Raw genomic sequence first — 18530 nt, forward strand, 5'->3', positions numbered from 1 at the left:
ATGCAATGATAAACCCGACAGGTTTTAAAAGCCTGTCGGGTTTGGTTTTCTGTAATTAATTCAGATTTGTCAGGCTGAGCGAAGTCGAAGCCTACATACTAATTGGAGCGATTTTCGACTCTGCTCAGGATTACATTCGATTATGGAATAGATAAACTGAATTGCCTCCAGCTTAAGCTGGAGGCAATTCAGTTTGTTAAATTATTCCAATTCAAAAATTATCTAATTATCAAATTGACACATTATCTAATTTTAGCGCAGCGCACTCTCAACATCAATCAATTTTCCATCAATTTCGCCAATTTGCAATCCTAGAATATGAGCAATTAAAGGATAAACCGAAACATTCTGAAACGTTTTTATTTTTTTATTGACTTTAAACGCAGGACCTTTTGCGTAGAAAATGGCATGCATATCTTTTTCATTATTGTCATAACCATGCGTTCCACCATTTATGTGCGTGCTTTCTTTGCTTACTAAACTCCAGCCTTTATCGGCTTCAATCACAAAATCATGCACACGAGGATTTGTTCCGTAATGCAATCTTTTTGGGACTTCGGTTGATTTCCAGAATTTAATATGAGGAACTTTCTTCAAAGCATTGGCAATTGAATCCTGATAACCAGCTTTTGCCTGTATACTCATAATCGGATTAATTACGTCTTTATAACCTAGCCATTCTGGTTTTAAATAATCTAAAACAGCTACTTTTTTATCATTGCTGATAGTGGCCATTCCATGATCTGAAACGATAATTAGATTGATTTGTTTTCCAATAGGCAATTGATCTAATCGTCTAGATATTTCTCCCATAATGGAGTCCATTTTGATCACTGTTTTTTCAGTTTTTGGAGAAAGCGGACCAAAATTATGACCTGTATGATCTGGTTCGTCAAAATATAAAGTAACCAAATGCGGACGCTGTTTTTCTGGAAGCTGCAGCCATTTCATAACGGTATCGATTCTGGCGCCATACGGAATTTTACCATCGTAATTTTTGAAATAACTCGGATTTCTGCTATCAATATCAGAACCTGGCCAAAAGAAAGAGGCTGTTTTTACGCCTTGCTGCTCTGCTAAATTCCAAATCGGATTTCCGCCATAGAAACGAGAATCGCTTTTTGCGTTGCTTGATAATGAAAAAGATTGATTTAAAGAAGAATCGTAGAAAACATTATTAATGATTCCGTGATGATCTGGATAAAGCCCGGTAACGATAGAATAATGATTTGGGAAAGTCTTACTAGGATAAGACGGTTTCATTGATTTAGCATGAACGCCTTCTTTTTCAATTTGCTTTAGATTTGGAAGATTATACATTTTTCCATAATCCCAGCGAAATCCATCCATAGAAACTAAAACAACGTAATTGTCTTTGCTATTTTGGGCTTGTAAAAAAGTAGAGAGAAGTAAAAACGTAAAAGATAAAAAGTGAGTTGTGAATTTTCTCATTGTGCAATTTTAAATAGAATTGCAAAGGTATTGATAACAGATTTTTTAAAGAAAAAGAGAATGTTAAATAAAAGGTTTGCCACGAATTACACTAATTTCCACGAATTAATTTTTTTCAATCTTTTGCGCATATTTTAATTAGCCACAGATTGCACAGATTAAAAGAATTTTTATTTTATGCAGATCATAGATTATAAAAATTAAATTAATCTGCTTGAATCTGTAAAATCTGCGTGAAAATTTTTTAGTGTATCCAATAAAGAAATCCTTCTAATCTGTGTAATCTGTGGCAACTTCTTTTACACAAAGCATTAGTGGAAATTCGTGCAATTAGTGGCAAACAAAAAAAGCGCCAGATAAAAATCCAGCGCTTTTAAATTTTAAGAAGAGAATGAATTACATCATTCCTGGCATTCCGCCTCCCATTGGCATTCCGCCTCCGGCATTTTCTTCTTTAATATCAATTAATGCACATTCTGTAGTTAAGATCATTCCAGAAACTGATGCAGCGTTTTCAAGAGCCACACGAGTTACTTTTTTAGGATCGATAATACCAGCAGTAAGCATATCTACATATTCGTCAGTTTTTGCGTTGTATCCGAAATCACCTTTTCCTTCAGAAACTTTAGCTACAACAACAGAACCTTCAAGACCAGCGTTTTCAACGATAGTTCTTAATGGAGCTTCAACAGCGCGAGAAACGATTTGAATTCCTGTAGCTTCGTCAGCGTTGTCAGCTTTTAAGTCAGCCAAAGCAATTTTTGCTCTTAATAAAGCTACACCACCACCAGCAACGATTCCTTCTTCTACAGCAGCGCGAGTAGCGTGTAAAGCGTCATCAACTCTGTCTTTTTTCTCTTTCATTTCAACTTCAGAAGCAGCACCAACATAAAGAACAGCAACACCTCCAGCTAATTTAGCTAGACGCTCTTGCAATTTTTCTTTATCATAATCAGATGTAGTAGTTTCCATCTGACCTTTAATTTGGTTTACACGGTTTTTGATGATGTCAGCTTCACCAGCACCGCTTACGATAGTTGTATTGTCTTTATCGATAGAAACTCTTTTTGCGTTTCCTAACATCTCGATAGTTGTATTTTCAAGAGTATATCCTCTTTCTTCAGAGATAACGGTACCTCCAGTTAAGATTGCGATATCTTCTAACATTGCTTTTCTTCTGTCTCCAAAACCTGGAGCTTTTACAGCAGCAATTTTAAGAGCACCTCTTAATTTGTTTACTACTAAAGTAGAAAGAGCTTCTCCGTCAACATCTTCAGCGATAATCAATAATGGTTTTCCTGATTGCGCAACTGGCTCTAAAACTGGAAGCAATTCTTTTAAAGAAGATACTTTTTTGTCGTATAATAAGATGTATGGAGAGTCTAATTCAACTTCCATTTTCTCCGGATTTGTTACGAAGTAAGGAGAAAGATATCCTCTGTCAAACTGCATTCCTTCAACAACGTCAACGAAAGTATCAGTTCCTTTAGCTTCTTCTACAGTGATAACCCCTTCTTTTCCAACTTTAGCGAAAGCTGTAGCGATTAATTCACCAATAACTTCGTCATTGTTAGCAGAGATAGAAGCAATTTGCTGAATTTTGTCAGAATCGCTTCCGACCACTTTAGCTTGTTTTGCTAAGTCAGCCACGATGGTTTCAACAGCTTTGTCGATACCGCGTTTCAAATCCATTGGATTTGCACCTGCAGCAACGTTTTTAAGACCTTCTTTTACGATCGCTTGAGCTAAAACTGTAGCAGTTGTAGTTCCATCTCCAGCTAAATCATTGGTTTTAGAAGCCACTTCTTTCACCATTTGCGCACCCATATTTTCTAGCGCGTCTTTTAATTCGATTTCTTTTGCAACAGAAACACCATCTTTAGTAACAGTCGGTCCGCCAAATGATTTTCCGATGATTACGTTACGACCTTTTGGTCCAAGAGTTACTTTTACAGCATTTGCTAATGCATCAACACCACGTTTTAAACCGTCACGTGCTTCAATATCAAATTTTATATCTTTTGCCATTTTAATTTTTGCTTTAGGCAGTAGGCTTTAAGCTTTAAGCTTTTTCTACTGCTGTTAATAATTCTTTTATTGCTTTAAGCTTATAGCTTATTTTAGTACTTGCTTTAGTTTGTAAATTTTACTTTTTATACTATTGATTTTTTCTATTTGATCTTCGGCAATTTCGCTATTTAAATATTGCAAATCTTTAGCTAAAATCAATAAGTATTCTGTTTCATTTGCAGAGCCTAAAGCAATGTTGAGAAATTGATTAAATTCTTTGTCACTATTTCTTCCGCAGCCTTCACTAATGTTAGTAGGGATTGAAGAAGATGCCCTTCTAATCTGACTTGTTAATCCATATAGCTCTTCTTTTGGGAACAAAGAAGTAATTTTATAGATTTCTAAAGTTAAAGAATGACTTAGTTGCCAAATGTCATATTTTTTAAAATCTCTCATTTTTTGTTGGCTTTACGCTTTGGGCAGTAGCTTTACGCTTCTTTTGGAAAGCTTAAAGCTTACGGCTTATAGCTTAAAGCAAATTAAATAATTGCTAAAATATCATCCTCACGCATGATTAGGTAATCAGTGCCTTCCAGTTTTAACTCTGTTCCTGCATATTTACCATAAAGAACAGTGTCTCCAACTTTTACAGTCATAGTATGATCTTTAGTCCCGTTTCCTACTGCTACAACAGTACCTTTTTGAGGTTTTTCTTTGGCAGTATCTGGAATAAAAATACCTGAGGCAGTTTTGGTTTCAGCTGCAACAGGCTCAATAAGTACGCGGTCTGAAAGCGGTTTAATGTTTAAAGCCATGATTTAATATTTATTAATAAAGTTATACGTTTTTTTTCTGTTCTATAAACTTTCAGAAATTGTGCCACGCTAGAAAAACTGACATTTTTTCTTAAAAAAAATGCCAGCTTTGACAGGCTGGCATTAGATTTTTATATCGAGCTACAATTATTTCGCTGCAGGTGCTGGTGTTGCAGGAGCAGGAGTAGTTCCTTGTGCTGGAGCTGCAGGTGCATTTACAGGAGCTTCAGTTTTGTCAATGATTTTAGATTCAGTATCGCTTAAAGATCCAGAGAAGCTTAAGCTTGAAAGTAAAATTAGCACAATTAAAACAGTAGCCAAAGTCCAAGTACTTTTATCTAAAAAGTCAGTTGTTTTTTGTACTCCACCTAACATTTGCGTTCCGCTGATAGTAGAAGACAATCCGCCTCCTTTAGGGTTTTGTACCATGATAACTACGATCAATAGAAAACAAACTATTGTGATTAAAACTAAAAAAATTGAAAATGTGCTCATTACTTAATTATTGTTATTGTTATTTTGTTGTAAAATCTTAATATCCGATATGCGGTCTGCAAAGAAAGTAATTTTTTCTGGATATTTCAAAATTAATATTTCATATGCCTGAATTGCCTTTGTATATTTCTTTTGTTCCAGATAAACTCTAGCCAAAGTCTCTGTCATTAAATATGAATTGTCCTCTATATTGGTCTCAATTTGAACTGCTGGAGCACTGTTGCCAGGTTTTATTGGAGAAATTTTTGGATTGTTTTCGATAAATTTATCGATAATTTCAGCCTTTTTCTGTCTTTCTTCTTCTTTTGCCGCTTCAATTTTAGCTTTTTCTTCTGGAGAAACTTCGTTTGAGCGGTCAATTGGTTCTGTACGAGATAATTGAAGCCATTCTTGGAATGAATGTTTTTCGTTAAGAGAAAAATCTAAAGGTTTTCCGATTTCTAAATGCTCTGCTGCGGTTTTTGCAGGTTCATTAGGTTCTTCTTCTTCGATTATTTCTTCAATTGGTTCCTCATTTTCTTCCTGAATTTCCTCTTTGTCTTTATCCTCAGATTGCAGAACTTCTAGAATTTCTTCTTTTGGTTCTTCAGGTGTTTTTGTTTCAGCTTCTTTAATAGAAGAAAGAATAGATCGTTCAATGGTATTCATTTTAAATTCCGGAATGATCATTTCTTCGATAACGCTGTCATCTTCATCTTCTTCGACCGAATTTAAAACAGGTTCTTCTATAACACGATCAACTTTTATTTCCTCGGTTTTTGCAGACTGTTGTTCAGCAGTTGCAGCTTCTGATTCCTTAATCGAACTTAAAATAGAATTTTCAATACGATCAAATTTATGTTCTTCAACTGCAATTATAGATTCAGGCTCGGTCACAGAAGGAGTTTCAGAAACTTTTATCGAGCTTAAAATAGAATTTTCAACACGGTCAATTTTAGGTTCTTCCTTTATTATTGTTTCTTCTTCTATTTCTTCGACGAAAGTTTTAGTTTCTTCTTCCTCTTTTTCAATATTTGAAATTGAATCTGCAGAATCAATCTTATTTTCGGTTTCGATTACCGGTTTTTCAAAAGTAATCGAATGGGCTTCTTTGATAGCAAGAAAAATAGACGGATCTATTTCTGGAAGTTTTTTAGGCTCTTCTGCTATTACTGGTTTCTCAAAGGTAACCGAATGTGCTTCTTTTATGGCAAGGAAAATAGAAGGGTCAATTTCAGGAACTTTTTTAGGTTCTTCAGTAATTACGGGTTCTTCAGCTTTTATTGTCTCCTGAGCTTTTATTGGTTCTTCGATTTTTATAACCGAAGGAGTTTCAATTGAAGAAATTGCAGTTTCTTTAACTGTATCTTGAACAGGCTGTTCCTCAAGTTCTGTCTTTATTTCAATAGCTTTCTGGATTTGCTCAGGCGAAATAATTTCACTATCAAAAACGGTAATTTCGAGAAGATCTCTCAATTTTTGTTCGTAGAAATCATTCTGAATAGAAGTAAAAGCTTCAGAAGTAATAAAATCAAATAAAACAGAACGATCTGCAGTATATGCAGCAGTTACCTTTAAAGCATAATTATACTTAAAACTATTTTGATTGTAAAGTCCTTTTAATCGCAATGCGCGCGCACTTTGAAAATACGGAAATTCATTCAAAACACTGCCTAATGCATCCGCTTGCTTTTCTGTAATAGCATCGGGTTTGTTCATTAAGTAGGTATAATCGCTAACGTTCATTATCTTTTGTTTAATCGTTTATTTCGTTTAATCGTTTATTGTTTGGTTTTTAACTGTTTAATCGATTAAACGGTTTTACAATTTAACGATTAAACAAAGAAGCAAACTACCATTTGGCCAATGACTCATTAAAGATGTCCTGTGTGATTCTTTCAAAAATAGTTGTAATCGCGGTGTTTAAAACAGATCCTGTCGGCAAGTCTCGTCCAGGGAAATCATAATAGAATTCAAAAGCCTTTTCAAAATCATCTGTTTCCTTCTTTTTATTCATAAATCTTACATTGACACGAATCGATAAACGGTTTTGGGCTGCTCCTGCTTGGCCATTTGCATCTACAGCAGTTGCCGTCATGGGCGTTATTCTGTAATCGATAATTTCTCCTTCATAGACCAAATCGCCGCCATTGCTAACCAAGTTTAAGTTCGTTTGGTTCATAATCAAATCCTGTAAAGCCAAGGTGAAAGTCCTATCGATTCCAGGTTCAATTAAATCGGCATTATTCTGAAAAAAGTTGACTTGAAATGTTTTGGCATCGATTTTTCCAGTTCCTGTAAAGTTGTAAACAGAACAGCCACTTAACATAAAAAGGCTTAATAATGCGAAAAGAGAATATATTTTTTTCATAATATTTAAGAGGGAATCCCAATTTTTAAATTCCAAATTCCAATTGAGCCAAATATAGGTAATTGGAATTTGGAATTCGAAATTGTAATTTAATTATTTTTATAAGTCGAATTGCTTGATTTTACGGTATAGAGTTCTTTCGGAAATACCCAATTCATCTGCTGCTGCTTTGCGTTTTCCTTTGTTTTTCTCTAATGATTTTTTGATCATTTCGATTTCTTTTTGTTCCAAACGTAAAACCTCTTCTTCCTCGATAGTTTCAGCAAATAAATAATTATCATCCTGTATCTGATAGTTATCTTCGCGAACAGTAGGTGTTGTCATAACAGCGGTTCTCGGTTCTTCTTCAAAATCAATTTCGCTGTCGTTCTGCTGATTTCCGTATATTTTCTGAATTAGATTTGGATTAATATCTTGCACTTTAGAAGATCCGTTTTTCATCAATTCTAAAGTCAGCTTTTTCAAATCGTTCAGATCGCTTCTCATATCAAAAAGCACCTTATATAATATGTCTCTTTCTGTACTAAAATCGCTTTCTTTTTTGCTGTCGCTGATAACAGAAGGCAGATTGCTTCCTTCAGCTGGCAAGTACGATTGCAAAGTCGCAAGATTGATATCGCGATTGGTTTCTAAAACAGAAATCTGTTCAGCCACATTTCGAAGCTGACGAATATTTCCGCTCCATCTGAATTTTTGCAAAAGCTGAACAGCATCGTCGTCCAGTCTTAAAGGCGGCATTTTATATTTATGAGCAAAATCTGCCACAAATTTCCTGAATAACAAATGAATGTCATCGTTTCTTTCGCGTAAAGGTGGCAAAGTAATTTCGACTGTGCTCAAACGATAGTACAAGTCTTCACGGAATTTACCTTTTTCGATGGCATTAAATAAATTCACATTGGTTGCAGCAACAATGCGGACATTGGTTTTTTGAACCTGAGATGAACCTACTTTTATAAATTCACCATTTTCTAAAACACGAAGTAATCTTACCTGAGTAGTCAGTGGCAATTCACCAACTTCATCTAAGAAGATTGTTCCGCCGTCTGCCACTTCAAAATAACCTTCACGTGTGCTTGTTGCGCCCGTAAAAGCACCTTTTTCGTGTCCGAAAAGTTCACTATCAATAGTTCCTTCCGGAATTGCACCGCAGTTTACGGCAATATATTTACCATGCTTTCTATGTGAAAGCGAATGTATAATTCTTGGAATATTTTCTTTACCAACACCACTTTCCCCAGTTACCATAACCGAAATATCAGTTGGAGCAACCTGAATGGCTTTTTCGATAGCACGATTTAACTTTGGATCGTTACCAATAATCTCAAATCGTTGTTTTATTGCTTGAACTGTTTCCATATTAGATTTTGTTTCAAGTTTTTATTGTTTTAGGTTTCGCCTAAAACTTTGGCTTGTATTTTTTGTTTGTTTTGCCACAGATTAAAATGATTAACACAGATTTTTTCTAAATTTAAATAATATATCTTTTATGTTGAAGAGATTTTGTTTGAAAATTAACTAACAATCCAACTTCTGAACTTGATAATTTTATATAATTTAAAATTTGTGCAATGTGCTCACTTGAAAATTCTTTTATTGCTTTTACCTCTAAAATAATATCTTCATTAATTACAAAATCAGCATAAAATTTATGAGGCAATACTTTTCCTTTATATTCAATTGAATATTCTTTTTCTCTTTCAAAAGGAATGCTATTTTCTTTAAATTCTACTTCAAGAGCATCTTTGTAAACCACTTCTAATAAACCTGGGCCAAGATTTCGATGCACTTCCATGCATATTCCGATAATCTTATAAGTTTCTTCTTCTCTATTATGTTGCATAAATTTTAATTTTTCATCACGATTTAAAAGTAAGAAAAATATTAAAAAAAAATCCTTCTAATCCTTTTAATCTGTGGCTGAAAAAAATTAATTCATGCTACTCAAACCAACAGCTTCGCCTTTTAAAGTTCCGCTAGTACAGCTTGTAATTTTTACGTTTACGAAATCTCCAATTTTGTAATTTTCTTTTGGGAAAACAACCGTAATGCTCTGAGAGTTTCTTCCTGAGAATTCGTCTTTAGATTTTTTTGAAACTTTCTCTACTAAAACTTCAACCGTTTTTCCAACAAATTCCTCGCTTCTAAACCAAGCATGTTTTTGCTGTAAATCGACAATTTCTTGTAATCTTCTGGCTTTTGTTTCCTCTTCAACATCATCTTTCATTTTTCTTCCAGCCAAAGTTCCAGGACGTTCAGAATACGAATACATATAACCAAAATTATATTTTACATATTCCATTAAACTCAAAGTATCTTGGTGATCTTGTTCTGTTTCTGTTGGGAAACCGGCAATCATATCTTGCGAAATAGAAGCATCGGGAACAATCGCTCTAATTTTGTCAATCAGAGCCATATATTCTTCACGGCTGTGAAGACGATTCATCTCCTTCAAAATTCTGTTACTTCCAGACTGAACTGGCAAGTGAATATGTTTGCAGATATTCGGATATTTCGCAATAACATGCAAAATGCTCTCATGCATATCCTGCGGATTTGAAGTCGAAAATCGAATACGCATTTTAGGAAAACCAGCCGCCACCATTTCAAGCAATTGCTCAAAATCTACTGCAGTTGCTTTTTGCATTTCAGAAGCGTTTACAAAATCTTTTTTCAAACCGCCGCCGTACCAAAGATAACTGTCAACGTTTTGACCTAAAAGTGTAACTTCTTTATAGCCATTATTCCACAAATCTTGAATTTCGTTCATAATACTTTGCGGTTCACGGCTACGTTCACGACCGCGTGTAAAAGGCACAACGCAGAAAGTACACATATTATCGCAACCACGAGTGATTGAAACCAAAGCTGTAATTCCATTACTCATTAAACGAACAGGGGATATGTCTCCGTAAGTTTCTTCTTTTGATAAGATTACATTTATGGCGTCACGTCCTTCTTCAACTTCTGCCAATAAATTTGGAAGATCTTTGTAAGCATCAGGACCAACAACAAGATCAACTATTTTCTCTTCTTCCAAAAACTGACTTTTCAAACGCTCGGCCATACAGCCCAAAACGCCCACTTTCATTTTAGGATTGGTTCGTTTTACGGCATTATATTTTTCAAGACGCTTACGAATAGTCTGCTCTGCTTTGTCACGAATAGAGCATGTGTTCACCAAAACCAAATCGGCTTCTTCAAGAACTGAAGTTGTGTTATATCCTCCGTCAGACAAAATGGAAGCTACGACTTCGCTGTCCGAAAAATTCATCGCACAGCCGTAACTTTCTATAAAAAGTTTTTTAGTATTCTCAGGTTTATTTTCCAGAACAAGACTTTCGCCCTGTTTGCTTTCTTCAATAATCTTTTCCATTGTAAAAATTCAAAGTGCAAAGATAGGGTAATTGAAACGAATGTGACAAGATGTCAGATAAAGAATTAACAATGTTTTAAAAAATTTAGATTACAGATTTTAGATTTAGATTGTGGGGTGTTTTGTTAATTTAATTTCTATGGGAAAAAATCTGAAATCTAAAATCTTTAATATTAAATAAAGGAATTTCTCGGTCAGAAATCACTAAAAGTTATACCTATATATATAATCGAGATTATTACAGATAAATCTGCAATTTTAAGTTTCATAATATCAAAATACTTCAAAAATTCAATCGTAAGGTTAATATTTAAAAAAAATAAATACTTTTGTTGCAGAAAAATAGAGCAATGGCAAAGAATTTAGTAATAGTGGAGTCACCTGCAAAGGCGAAAACGATCGAGAAATTTCTTGGGAGTGATTTTCAGGTGGAGTCAAGTTATGGTCACATAGCCGACTTACCATCAAAGGAAATAGGAGTAGATGTAGAAAATGGTTTTAAACCTAAATATGAAGTTTCTCCGGATAAAAAAGCCTTGGTAACGAAACTAAAATCACTTTCTAAGAATGCCGAAACGGTTTGGTTAGCATCCGATGAGGACCGCGAGGGAGAGGCTATTTCATGGCACTTGGCGGAAGAATTGAAACTGGATACAAAAAAAACCAAACGTATTGTTTTTCATGAGATAACAAAATCTGCGATTCTTAAAGCAATCGATAATCCTAGAGAAATTGATTATAACTTAGTAAATGCACAGCAAGCACGCCGTGTTTTGGATCGTTTAGTAGGTTACGAATTATCTCCTGTTTTATGGAGAAAAATCAAAGGCGGACTTTCTGCAGGTCGTGTACAATCAGTTTCTGTACGTTTGATTGTTGAAAGAGAACGCGAAATACAAAGTTTTAATGCAGTTGCAACCTATTCAATTGTTGCAGAATTTGTAAACGAAGCCGGAAAAGCTTTCAAAGCAAAATTGCCAAAAAACTTTAATACTAAAAAAGAAGCCGAAGATTTCTTAAATCAAAACATCGGTTCTAAATATAAGGTAGCCGATTTAGAAACTAAACCTACCAAAAAATCTCCAACAGCACCTTTTACAACTTCGACACTTCAACAGGAAGCTGCGAGAAAATTGTATTTGCCGGTTGGAATTACCATGCAGTTGGCACAGCGTCTTTACGAAGCGGGGCTTATTACTTATATGAGAACCGATTCTGTGAATCTTTCTAAAGAAGCAATGGATGCAGCACAGGCAGAAATCATCAAATCTTACGGAAAAGAATTTTCTAAACCGAGAGTTTTTGCCAATAAAAACAAAGGAGCTCAAGAAGCGCACGAAGCAATTCGTCCAACAGATATGTCTCGTCATACAGTAAATATCGACCGTGACCAAGCTCGTTTATACGATTTGATCTGGAAAAGAACTTTGGCTTCGCAAATGAGCGATGCACAGCTTGAAAGAACAAATGTGAAGATTGAAGCTGATAATCATGATGAAGTTTTTACAGCTTCTGGAGAAGTATTGCTTTTTGAAGGTTTCTTAAAAGTGTACTTAGAAGGTCATGATGATGATGAGGAAGAGCAAGAAGGAATGCTTCCAGCTTTAAAAGTAAATGAAAAACTGGCTAATAACTATATTACAGCTACAGAACGATATTCAAGACCGCCTGCACGTTATACGGAAGCGTCTTTGGTTAAAAAATTAGAAGAACTTGGAATTGGCCGTCCTTCTACTTATGCGCCAACCATTTCAACAATTATCAATAGAAATTATGTTGAAAAAGGAACTCTTGAAGGTGTTGAGCGTAATTATACACAGATTACTTTACAGAATAATAAAGTAGGAGAGAAAGTTCTAAAAGAAAATACAGGTTCTGATAAAGGGAAATTGGTTCCAACAGATATCGGAACTATTGTGACTGATTTCTTGGTGAAGAATTTCGGAAACATTTTAGATTATAATTTCACTGCAAAAGTAGAACAGGATTTCGACGAAATTGCCGAAGGAAATATTGACTGGGCAAAAATGATGCAGGACTTTTACAATCAGTTTCATCCAAATGTAAAAGAAGTTGAGGCAAATGCGGAACGTGAAAGCGGTGAAAGAATCTTAGGAAAAGATGCAGACGGAAGACAAGTTTCTGTTCGTTTAGGGAAATTTGGGCCAATGGCTCAAATTGGAGAAGCTGACGATGAAGATAAAAAGTTTGCCAGCTTAATGGCAGACCAAAATATAGGAAACATTACATTGGAAGAAGCTTTGAATTTATTTTTGCTTCCAAAAAGTTTAGGAGAATATAAAGGAGAAGAAGTAGAAGTGAACAATGGCCGTTACGGACCTTATGTTCGTCACGGAAGCGTTTTTATTTCGTTGCCTAAAGGCGAAGATCCGCTTAATGTTTCTAAAGAAAGAGCTAAAGAATTAATTGACGAAAAAGCACTTGCTGATGCGCCAATTGCGGTTTATAAAGGAGAAGCTGTTCAAAAAGGAGTGGGGCGTTTTGGACCATTCATTAAATGGAACGGCCTTTTTGTAAACGTAAACAAAAAATACAATTTTGATAATCTTTCTCAAGCTGATGTTGAGGAGTTGATTGAAGAAAAACTTCAGAAAAACATCGATAAAGTTATTCATAACTGGGAAGAAGAAGGAATTGTGGTAGAAAAAGCCCGTTGGGGACGCTCTGTAATTCTAAAAGGAAAAATCAAAATTGAATTAGGAAAAGATGTTGATGCGACAAAATTAACATTGGCCCAAGTTCAAGAAATGATTGCGGCTAAAGCACCTGCTAAAAAAGCGCCTGCAAAGAAAACTGCAGCTAAAACAACAACGGCTAAAAAAGCTCCAGCTAAAAAAACAGCTGCTAAAAAGAAATAAGTATATAAATGGAATTTGATTTTCTAGAACCAGTTAATGATGGAATTATAAGATTCGTCGGAGGACTGTCTTCACAAGAGCTTGGAAGTAAAGTTGTTTTTCATACCCAAGATCAGTTTCCTGATATTACGCAGATTAGTATTGCTATAATTGGTGTGTTGGAAGACCGTACAAACATCAATATGATTAATGAAGTTAATCTTTCTGCTGTACGTAAAAAGCTTTATAGTATGTTTCCAGGAAATTGGGATGCGTCAATTGCAGACTTGGGAGATATACTGGCAGGCGATTCTGTAGAGGATACTTATTTTGCATTAAAGAAAGTTACTTCTGCATTAATCAAGAATAAAGTCATTCCTATAGTTCTAGGAGGTTCTCAGGATTTGACCTATGCTTTATATCGCGCTTACGATGACTTAGAGCAGATGGTAAATTTGGTTGCAGTTGATAATAAATTTGATTTTGGTAAAGAAAATGAGTCAGTTTCGGCTAATTCGTATCTTACAAAAATTATTATTGATGAGCCAAATAATCTTTTCAATTACTGTAATATCGGATATCAAACCTATTATAATTCGCAAGAAGAAATCGATCTAATCGAAAAGCTGTTTTTTGATGCTTATCGTTTAGGCGAGATTTCAAATAAAATTACATTAGCAGAGCCAGTTTTTAGGGACGCGGACTTGGTAAGTATAGATTTAAATTCTGTAAAGTCTTCTGCCTCAGGAAATATGGTGACTTTTGAGCCAAATGGATTCAACGGAAAAGAAATTTGTGCTTTGGCTAGATATGCTGGCATTAGTGATAAAGTTTCTGCTTTTGGGATATTTAATCACAATAGCACATTGGCTGAATCGGTTATTATAGCGCAGATTGTCTGGTATTTTATTGAAGGTTATCACTATCGATCAAAAGAATATCCATTTGGAAGCAGAGCAAATTACTTGAAGTATATTGTTCCGTTGGACGATGAAGAATTGATATTTTACAAAAGTGATAAAACGGACCGTTGGTGGATCGAAATTCCGTATGAATCAAATGGCAGCAATAAATTGAAAAGAAATACGTTATTACCTTGTTCTTACGAGGAATATTTGTCGGCTTGCAATCAAGAATTGCCAGAAAGATGGTGGAAAGCGCAAAGAAAAAATGCTTTATAGATAAAAAACTTAAGTGAATTCTTAGGTTTTTAAAACCTGTTTAAAAAGGTTAAAATTAATTAGTAGGAAAATAATTATATAACATAAAAATTAACGTTTTACATCGATTTTTTGTAGCAGTTTATCGATAAAATATTTTTTTTTTATTTTATTTAACATTATTTTTGAACGGTAAAATAAATTCGCAAGTAGTATTGTTTTTTAGATAAATAATAAATACGTTTACGGACTTTTAATAATGAATAGATAATCCCAAATTTATATGAAGAAGTTTATTGCATTTGCAGCAATGTTAACACTAGTAATCGGCTGTGGTAAGTCTGGTGACAAAGGTGAATTAGTTGGTGTTACAGGAGGGAAATGGCATCCTGAGAAGCCTTATGGAATGACATTAGTTCCTGGTGGGTCTTTTATTATGGGTAAATCAGATTCTGATTTAGCTAACGTAGAAGATGCTCCAACTAAAACTGTAACCGTTCGTTCATTTTACATGGATGAAACTGAGATTACGAATAGTGAGTATCGTCAATTTGTAGAGTGGGTAAAAGATTCTACAATGAGAGTTCGTTTAGCAATTTTAGCTGACGAAACAGGGCAAAAAGCTACTGATGGAAAAGGTAAAAAAGCAGGAAGTATTGCTGACTACGCCTTTAATGATTCTGATCCAGAAAAGATGACAGCTTATGACAAATACATGTACGACAACTATTATAGCGTTGGTACAAAAGATGATCCATATGCTGGAAGAAAATTAAACAGAAAAGTTAAGTTAATTAAAGATACAAAAGCATATCCAGATGAGTATTACGCTGAAGTAATGGATTCTATGTATTTGCCAATTGAAGAATCATACAATGGTTTAAGAACAATTGATGTAAATAAATTGAAATTCCGTTATTCTTGGATGGATATTCAAGCTGCTGCAAAAGCAAAAGTTGGAAAAAGAAGTGACTTCGTAAAAACTGAGCAGGTAAATGTTTACCCTGATACTGCAGTTTGGATTAAAGATTTCGCTTATTCATATAATGAGCCAATGCATAATGATTACTTCTGGCACAAGGCTTATGGAGATTATCCAGTAGTGGGTGTAACTTGGAAACAAGCTAAAGCATTCTGCGCTTGGAGAACTTTAAACAAAAACAGCTACATTAAATCTAAGAAAAAAGGACGTGACTTAGTAAATGCTTTCAGATTACCTACTGAGGCAGAATGGGAGTATGCAGCTAGAGGAGGTCTGGAGTCTGCAACTTACCCATGGGGAGGTCCTTATACTAAGAGCGATAGAGGTTGTTTCTTAGCAAACTTCAAACCAAGCAGAGGAGATTATGCTGCTGACGAAGCACTTTATACAGTTGAAGCTAAATCATACGATGTAAACGGTTACGGATTATACAACATGGCAGGAAACGTTTCTGAGTGGACAGATTCAGCTTACAATCCAAACGCTTATGAATATGTATCAACAATGAATCCAAACGTTATCGATGGTAAAAACCAAAGAAAAGTGGTTCGTGGAGGTTCTTGGAAAGACGTTGCTTATTTCCTACAGGTAAGCACTCGTGACCACGAATACGCTGACTCAGCAAGAAGTTACATCGGATTCAGAACTGTACAAGATTACATGGGTACTCAAGTTACAGGAAACAGAAAAAAGTAAATTTAAATTAATTCAATATCCAACAAATCTATTTTAAACCTAAAAAAAAAGTATTATGGCATTATTAAGTAAAAAAGCAATGAATTTCGCTTATGGTATGGGAGCGGCAGTGGTAATCGTTGGAGCTTTATTCAAAATTACTCACTTTGAAATTGGACCATTAACAGGTACAGTTATGCTTTCAGTAGGATTGGTGACTGAGGCGTTAATTTTTGCGCTTTCTGCTTTCGAACCAGTTGAAGAAGAACTAGATTGGACTCTAGTTTACCCAGAATTAGCTAACGGACAAGCTAGAGAGAAAAAAGCTAAAGCTGAAACTCCAACTGACGCTCAAGGATTATTATCTCAAAAATTAGACACATTATTAAAAGAAGCGAAAATTGACGGTGAATTAATGTCAAGTTTAGGAAACAGCATCAAAAACTTCGAATCTGCTGCAAAAGGAATTGCTCCAACTGTAGATTCAATCGCAGGACAAAAGAAATATTCAGAAGAATTATCTGTTGCTGCCGCTCAAATGGAATCATTAAACAGTTTATATAAAGTACAATTAGAAAGTGCTTCTAGAAACGCTGAAGCTAACAAAGAAATCGCTGAAAATGCTTCTAAATTAAAAGAGCAAATGGCATCTATGACTGCAAACATCGCTTCTTTAAACAGCGTTTACGGTGGTATGCTTTCTGCAATGAGTAACAAAGGATAATTAGTTTTTAACTAAATATTAAATTTATTAATAAGAACTAATTAAAGAAAAATGGCAGGAGGAAAATTAACCCCTAGACAGAAGATGATTAACCTGATGTATCTGGTTTTCATCGCAATGTTAGCAATGAACGTATCAAAAGAAGTAATTTCTGCTTTTGGTTTGATGAATGAAAAATTCGAAGGAGCTAATACTACTTCAAATACGGCTAATGCTGGTTTATTAACAGCATTAGATCAAAAAGCATCTGAAGCAAAAGGAGAATTTGCTATTGCTGCAGTAACAGCTCACAAAGTTGAAACAATTACAAAAGATTTTTATGATTATATAGCTACTCTAAAAGCTCAGGCAGTTAAAGGTTTCGAAGTTGATAAAGCGACTGGAAAAATGCCTTATGAGTCTATGGATAGAGGAGATAATATCGACGACTGGTTTACAGGAGACGGTTACACTAAAAAAGGTAACGAAATTATTTCTAAAATCGAAAAATATAAAGCTGATATTAAAGCTGCTTTAGGAACAGATAAAAAATACGCAGCAATTATTGCTGAAGTTGACAAGAAATTTGATGTTTCTGATGTTAAAAACAAAGAGGGAATTAAAGAAAAATATTTAGCGTATCACTTTAAAGGATTCCCTGCAATTGCTACAGCTGCAAAACTTTCAGCTTGGCAAAATGACGTTAAAAAAGTTGAAGCTGACGTTTACAACAGCGCTTTAGGTAAAGCTGCAGTTGCTGCTGCTTCTTATAGCAACTACCAAGCAATCGTTGTTTTAGATAAAAATGCTTATTTCCAAGGAGAAAAAGTTACTGGTAAAGTTGTTTTAGGTCGTTATGACGAAAACACTACACCAACTTCTTTCCAAGGCCCTGGACAAATTGTGAACGGACAAGCTGTTATCTCTTTAACTGCTGGTGGAGTTGGAGAACAAGACATCAACGGACAATTTACTTTCTTAGAGGATGGAAAAAATATTCCTTTAAAATTCTCTGGTAAATATGTTGTTGTTCCAAGACCAAACGCTGCTACAATTTCTGCAGACAAAATGAACGTAGTGTATAGAGGAGTTGTTAACCCAATCTCTGTATCTTTTGCTGGTGTTGATGCTAACAAAATTGTTGCAAGTGCTCCAGGTTTAACTTCTGCTGGAAAACCAGGAAAATATAACATGAGCCCAGGTCAAGGTACTGAAACTACGATTTCTGTAACTGGTACTTTACCAAACGGTGATAAAGTAACTGATAAGAAAACATTCAGAATTAAAGGTATTCCTGGTCCAACAGGAACAATTAGAGGTGAGATGGGAGTTGTTAAAGGTCCTAAATCTAACTTAGAGATTGCTACTATTGGAGCTAAACTTCTTGATTTTGATTTTGAAGTTGGTTTAGATGTTGTTGGATTCAATATGAAAATTGCTGGACAGCCTACAGTTGTTGTTACAGGAAACAAAATGAATGCACAATGTAAACAAGTACTTTCAAGAGCAGGTAAAGGAGACCAAGTTACTATTTCTGAAATTAAAACTAAACTTGTTGGAGCTGGTAGTTATTTATTGCCTAGAACTGCTCCTGTAATTTACGAAATACAATAATAAAGTAGTGTAAGCTACATTCAATATCTTATAACGATAC

15 protein-coding genes are annotated in these 18530 nt (G+C 34.8%); 5 read left to right on the top strand and 10 right to left on the bottom strand.

Features of this window, described 5'->3' with window-relative positions; translation table 11 throughout:
• Positions 1–252: 252 nt before the first annotated feature.
• The 10 genes from GR162_RS04075 to miaB form a co-directional block, all read right to left on the bottom strand.
• Positions 253–1452, bottom strand: coding sequence for an ectonucleotide pyrophosphatase/phosphodiesterase (locus GR162_RS04075; protein WP_160781081.1), 1200 nt, complete (start codon positions 1450–1452; stop codon positions 253–255).
• Between the two features lie 396 nt (positions 1453–1848).
• The gene (groL, locus tag GR162_RS04080) at positions 1849–3480 is read right to left on the bottom strand and encodes a chaperonin GroEL (protein ID WP_008467106.1); all 1632 of its coding nucleotides are present in this window, start codon (positions 3478–3480) and stop codon (positions 1849–1851) included.
• Positions 3481–3567: 87 nt separating this feature from the next.
• Positions 3568–3918 (bottom strand): four helix bundle protein, encoded by a 351-nt coding sequence (locus GR162_RS04085; RefSeq protein WP_160781082.1) that lies wholly within the window; start codon positions 3916–3918, stop codon positions 3568–3570.
• Positions 3919–4001: 83 nt separating this feature from the next.
• Entirely contained in the window at positions 4002–4277 is a 276-nt protein-coding gene (gene groES / locus GR162_RS04090) for a co-chaperone GroES (protein WP_008467105.1), read from the bottom strand.
• Between the two features lie 147 nt (positions 4278–4424).
• Positions 4425–4772: a preprotein translocase subunit SecG gene (gene secG / locus GR162_RS04095; protein WP_066032672.1), complete on the bottom strand. Its 348-nt coding sequence runs from the start codon at positions 4770–4772 to the stop codon at positions 4425–4427.
• Positions 4773–4775: 3 nt separating this feature from the next.
• Positions 4776–6497: a tetratricopeptide repeat protein gene (locus GR162_RS22105; protein WP_202393891.1), complete on the bottom strand. Its 1722-nt coding sequence runs from the start codon at positions 6495–6497 to the stop codon at positions 4776–4778.
• A gap of 106 nt (positions 6498–6603) precedes the next feature.
• Positions 6604–7122 (bottom strand): LptE family protein, encoded by a 519-nt coding sequence (locus tag GR162_RS04105; protein WP_160781083.1) that lies wholly within the window; start codon positions 7120–7122, stop codon positions 6604–6606.
• Positions 7123–7221: 99 nt separating this feature from the next.
• Positions 7222–8481 (bottom strand): sigma-54-dependent Fis family transcriptional regulator, encoded by a 1260-nt coding sequence (locus tag GR162_RS04110; protein ID WP_008467100.1) that lies wholly within the window; start codon positions 8479–8481, stop codon positions 7222–7224.
• Positions 8482–8593: 112 nt separating this feature from the next.
• Positions 8594–8965, bottom strand: coding sequence for a GxxExxY protein (locus tag GR162_RS04115; RefSeq protein ID WP_160781084.1), 372 nt, complete (start codon positions 8963–8965; stop codon positions 8594–8596).
• Positions 8966–9052: 87 nt separating this feature from the next.
• Entirely contained in the window at positions 9053–10498 is a 1446-nt protein-coding gene (gene miaB / locus GR162_RS04120; protein WP_160781085.1) for a tRNA (N6-isopentenyl adenosine(37)-C2)-methylthiotransferase MiaB, read from the bottom strand.
• A 350-nt stretch (positions 10499–10848) separates the two neighbouring features.
• Between miaB and topA the strand changes: the two genes are divergently transcribed.
• From topA to gldM, 5 genes are all read left to right on the top strand, one after another.
• Positions 10849–13377 (top strand): type I DNA topoisomerase, encoded by a 2529-nt coding sequence (topA, locus tag GR162_RS04125; RefSeq protein ID WP_160781086.1) that lies wholly within the window; start codon positions 10849–10851, stop codon positions 13375–13377.
• An 8-nt stretch (positions 13378–13385) separates the two neighbouring features.
• Positions 13386–14537, top strand: coding sequence for a formimidoylglutamase (locus GR162_RS04130; protein ID WP_160781087.1), 1152 nt, complete (start codon positions 13386–13388; stop codon positions 14535–14537).
• A gap of 262 nt (positions 14538–14799) precedes the next feature.
• A complete protein-coding gene (gldK, locus tag GR162_RS04135; protein ID WP_160781088.1) occupies positions 14800–16194 on the top strand; it encodes a gliding motility lipoprotein GldK in 1395 nt (464 codons plus the stop codon).
• A 55-nt stretch (positions 16195–16249) separates the two neighbouring features.
• The gene (gene gldL / locus GR162_RS04140) at positions 16250–16897 is read left to right on the top strand and encodes a gliding motility protein GldL (RefSeq protein WP_008467092.1); all 648 of its coding nucleotides are present in this window, start codon (positions 16250–16252) and stop codon (positions 16895–16897) included.
• 51 nt (positions 16898–16948) lie between these two features.
• Positions 16949–18490, top strand: a complete 1542-nt coding sequence (gldM, locus tag GR162_RS04145; protein WP_160781089.1) for a gliding motility protein GldM — start codon at positions 16949–16951, stop codon at positions 18488–18490.
• Positions 18491–18530 lie beyond the last annotated feature (40 nt).

This window comes from Flavobacterium sp. HBTb2-11-1, assembly GCF_009826975.1.
Lineage (GTDB): Bacteria > Bacteroidota > Bacteroidia > Flavobacteriales > Flavobacteriaceae > Flavobacterium.

What these genes read in the sequence shown, in the direction of transcription:
- GR162_RS04075 (WP_160781081.1), bottom strand. Translation starts at nt 1,452, where the DNA reads ATGAGAAAATTCACAACTCACTTTTTATCTTTTACGTTTTTACTTCTC.
- groL (WP_008467106.1), bottom strand. Translation starts at nt 3,480, where the DNA reads ATGGCAAAAGATATAAAATTTGATATTGAAGCACGTGACGGTTTAAAA.
- GR162_RS04085 (WP_160781082.1), bottom strand. Translation starts at nt 3,918, where the DNA reads ATGAGAGATTTTAAAAAATATGACATTTGGCAACTAAGTCATTCTTTA.
- groES (WP_008467105.1), bottom strand. Translation starts at nt 4,277, where the DNA reads ATGGCTTTAAACATTAAACCGCTTTCAGACCGCGTACTTATTGAGCCT.
- secG (WP_066032672.1), bottom strand. Translation starts at nt 4,772, where the DNA reads ATGAGCACATTTTCAATTTTTTTAGTTTTAATCACAATAGTTTGTTTT.
- GR162_RS22105 (WP_202393891.1), bottom strand. Translation starts at nt 6,497, where the DNA reads ATGAACGTTAGCGATTATACCTACTTAATGAACAAACCCGATGCTATT.
- GR162_RS04105 (WP_160781083.1), bottom strand. Translation starts at nt 7,122, where the DNA reads ATGAAAAAAATATATTCTCTTTTCGCATTATTAAGCCTTTTTATGTTA.
- GR162_RS04110 (WP_008467100.1), bottom strand. Translation starts at nt 8,481, where the DNA reads ATGGAAACAGTTCAAGCAATAAAACAACGATTTGAGATTATTGGTAAC.
- GR162_RS04115 (WP_160781084.1), bottom strand. Translation starts at nt 8,965, where the DNA reads ATGCAACATAATAGAGAAGAAGAAACTTATAAGATTATCGGAATATGC.
- miaB (WP_160781085.1), bottom strand. Translation starts at nt 10,498, where the DNA reads ATGGAAAAGATTATTGAAGAAAGCAAACAGGGCGAAAGTCTTGTTCTG.
- topA (WP_160781086.1), top strand. Translation starts at nt 10,849, where the DNA reads ATGGCAAAGAATTTAGTAATAGTGGAGTCACCTGCAAAGGCGAAAACG.
- GR162_RS04130 (WP_160781087.1), top strand. Translation starts at nt 13,386, where the DNA reads ATGGAATTTGATTTTCTAGAACCAGTTAATGATGGAATTATAAGATTC.
- gldK (WP_160781088.1), top strand. Translation starts at nt 14,800, where the DNA reads ATGAAGAAGTTTATTGCATTTGCAGCAATGTTAACACTAGTAATCGGC.
- gldL (WP_008467092.1), top strand. Translation starts at nt 16,250, where the DNA reads ATGGCATTATTAAGTAAAAAAGCAATGAATTTCGCTTATGGTATGGGA.
- gldM (WP_160781089.1), top strand. Translation starts at nt 16,949, where the DNA reads ATGGCAGGAGGAAAATTAACCCCTAGACAGAAGATGATTAACCTGATG.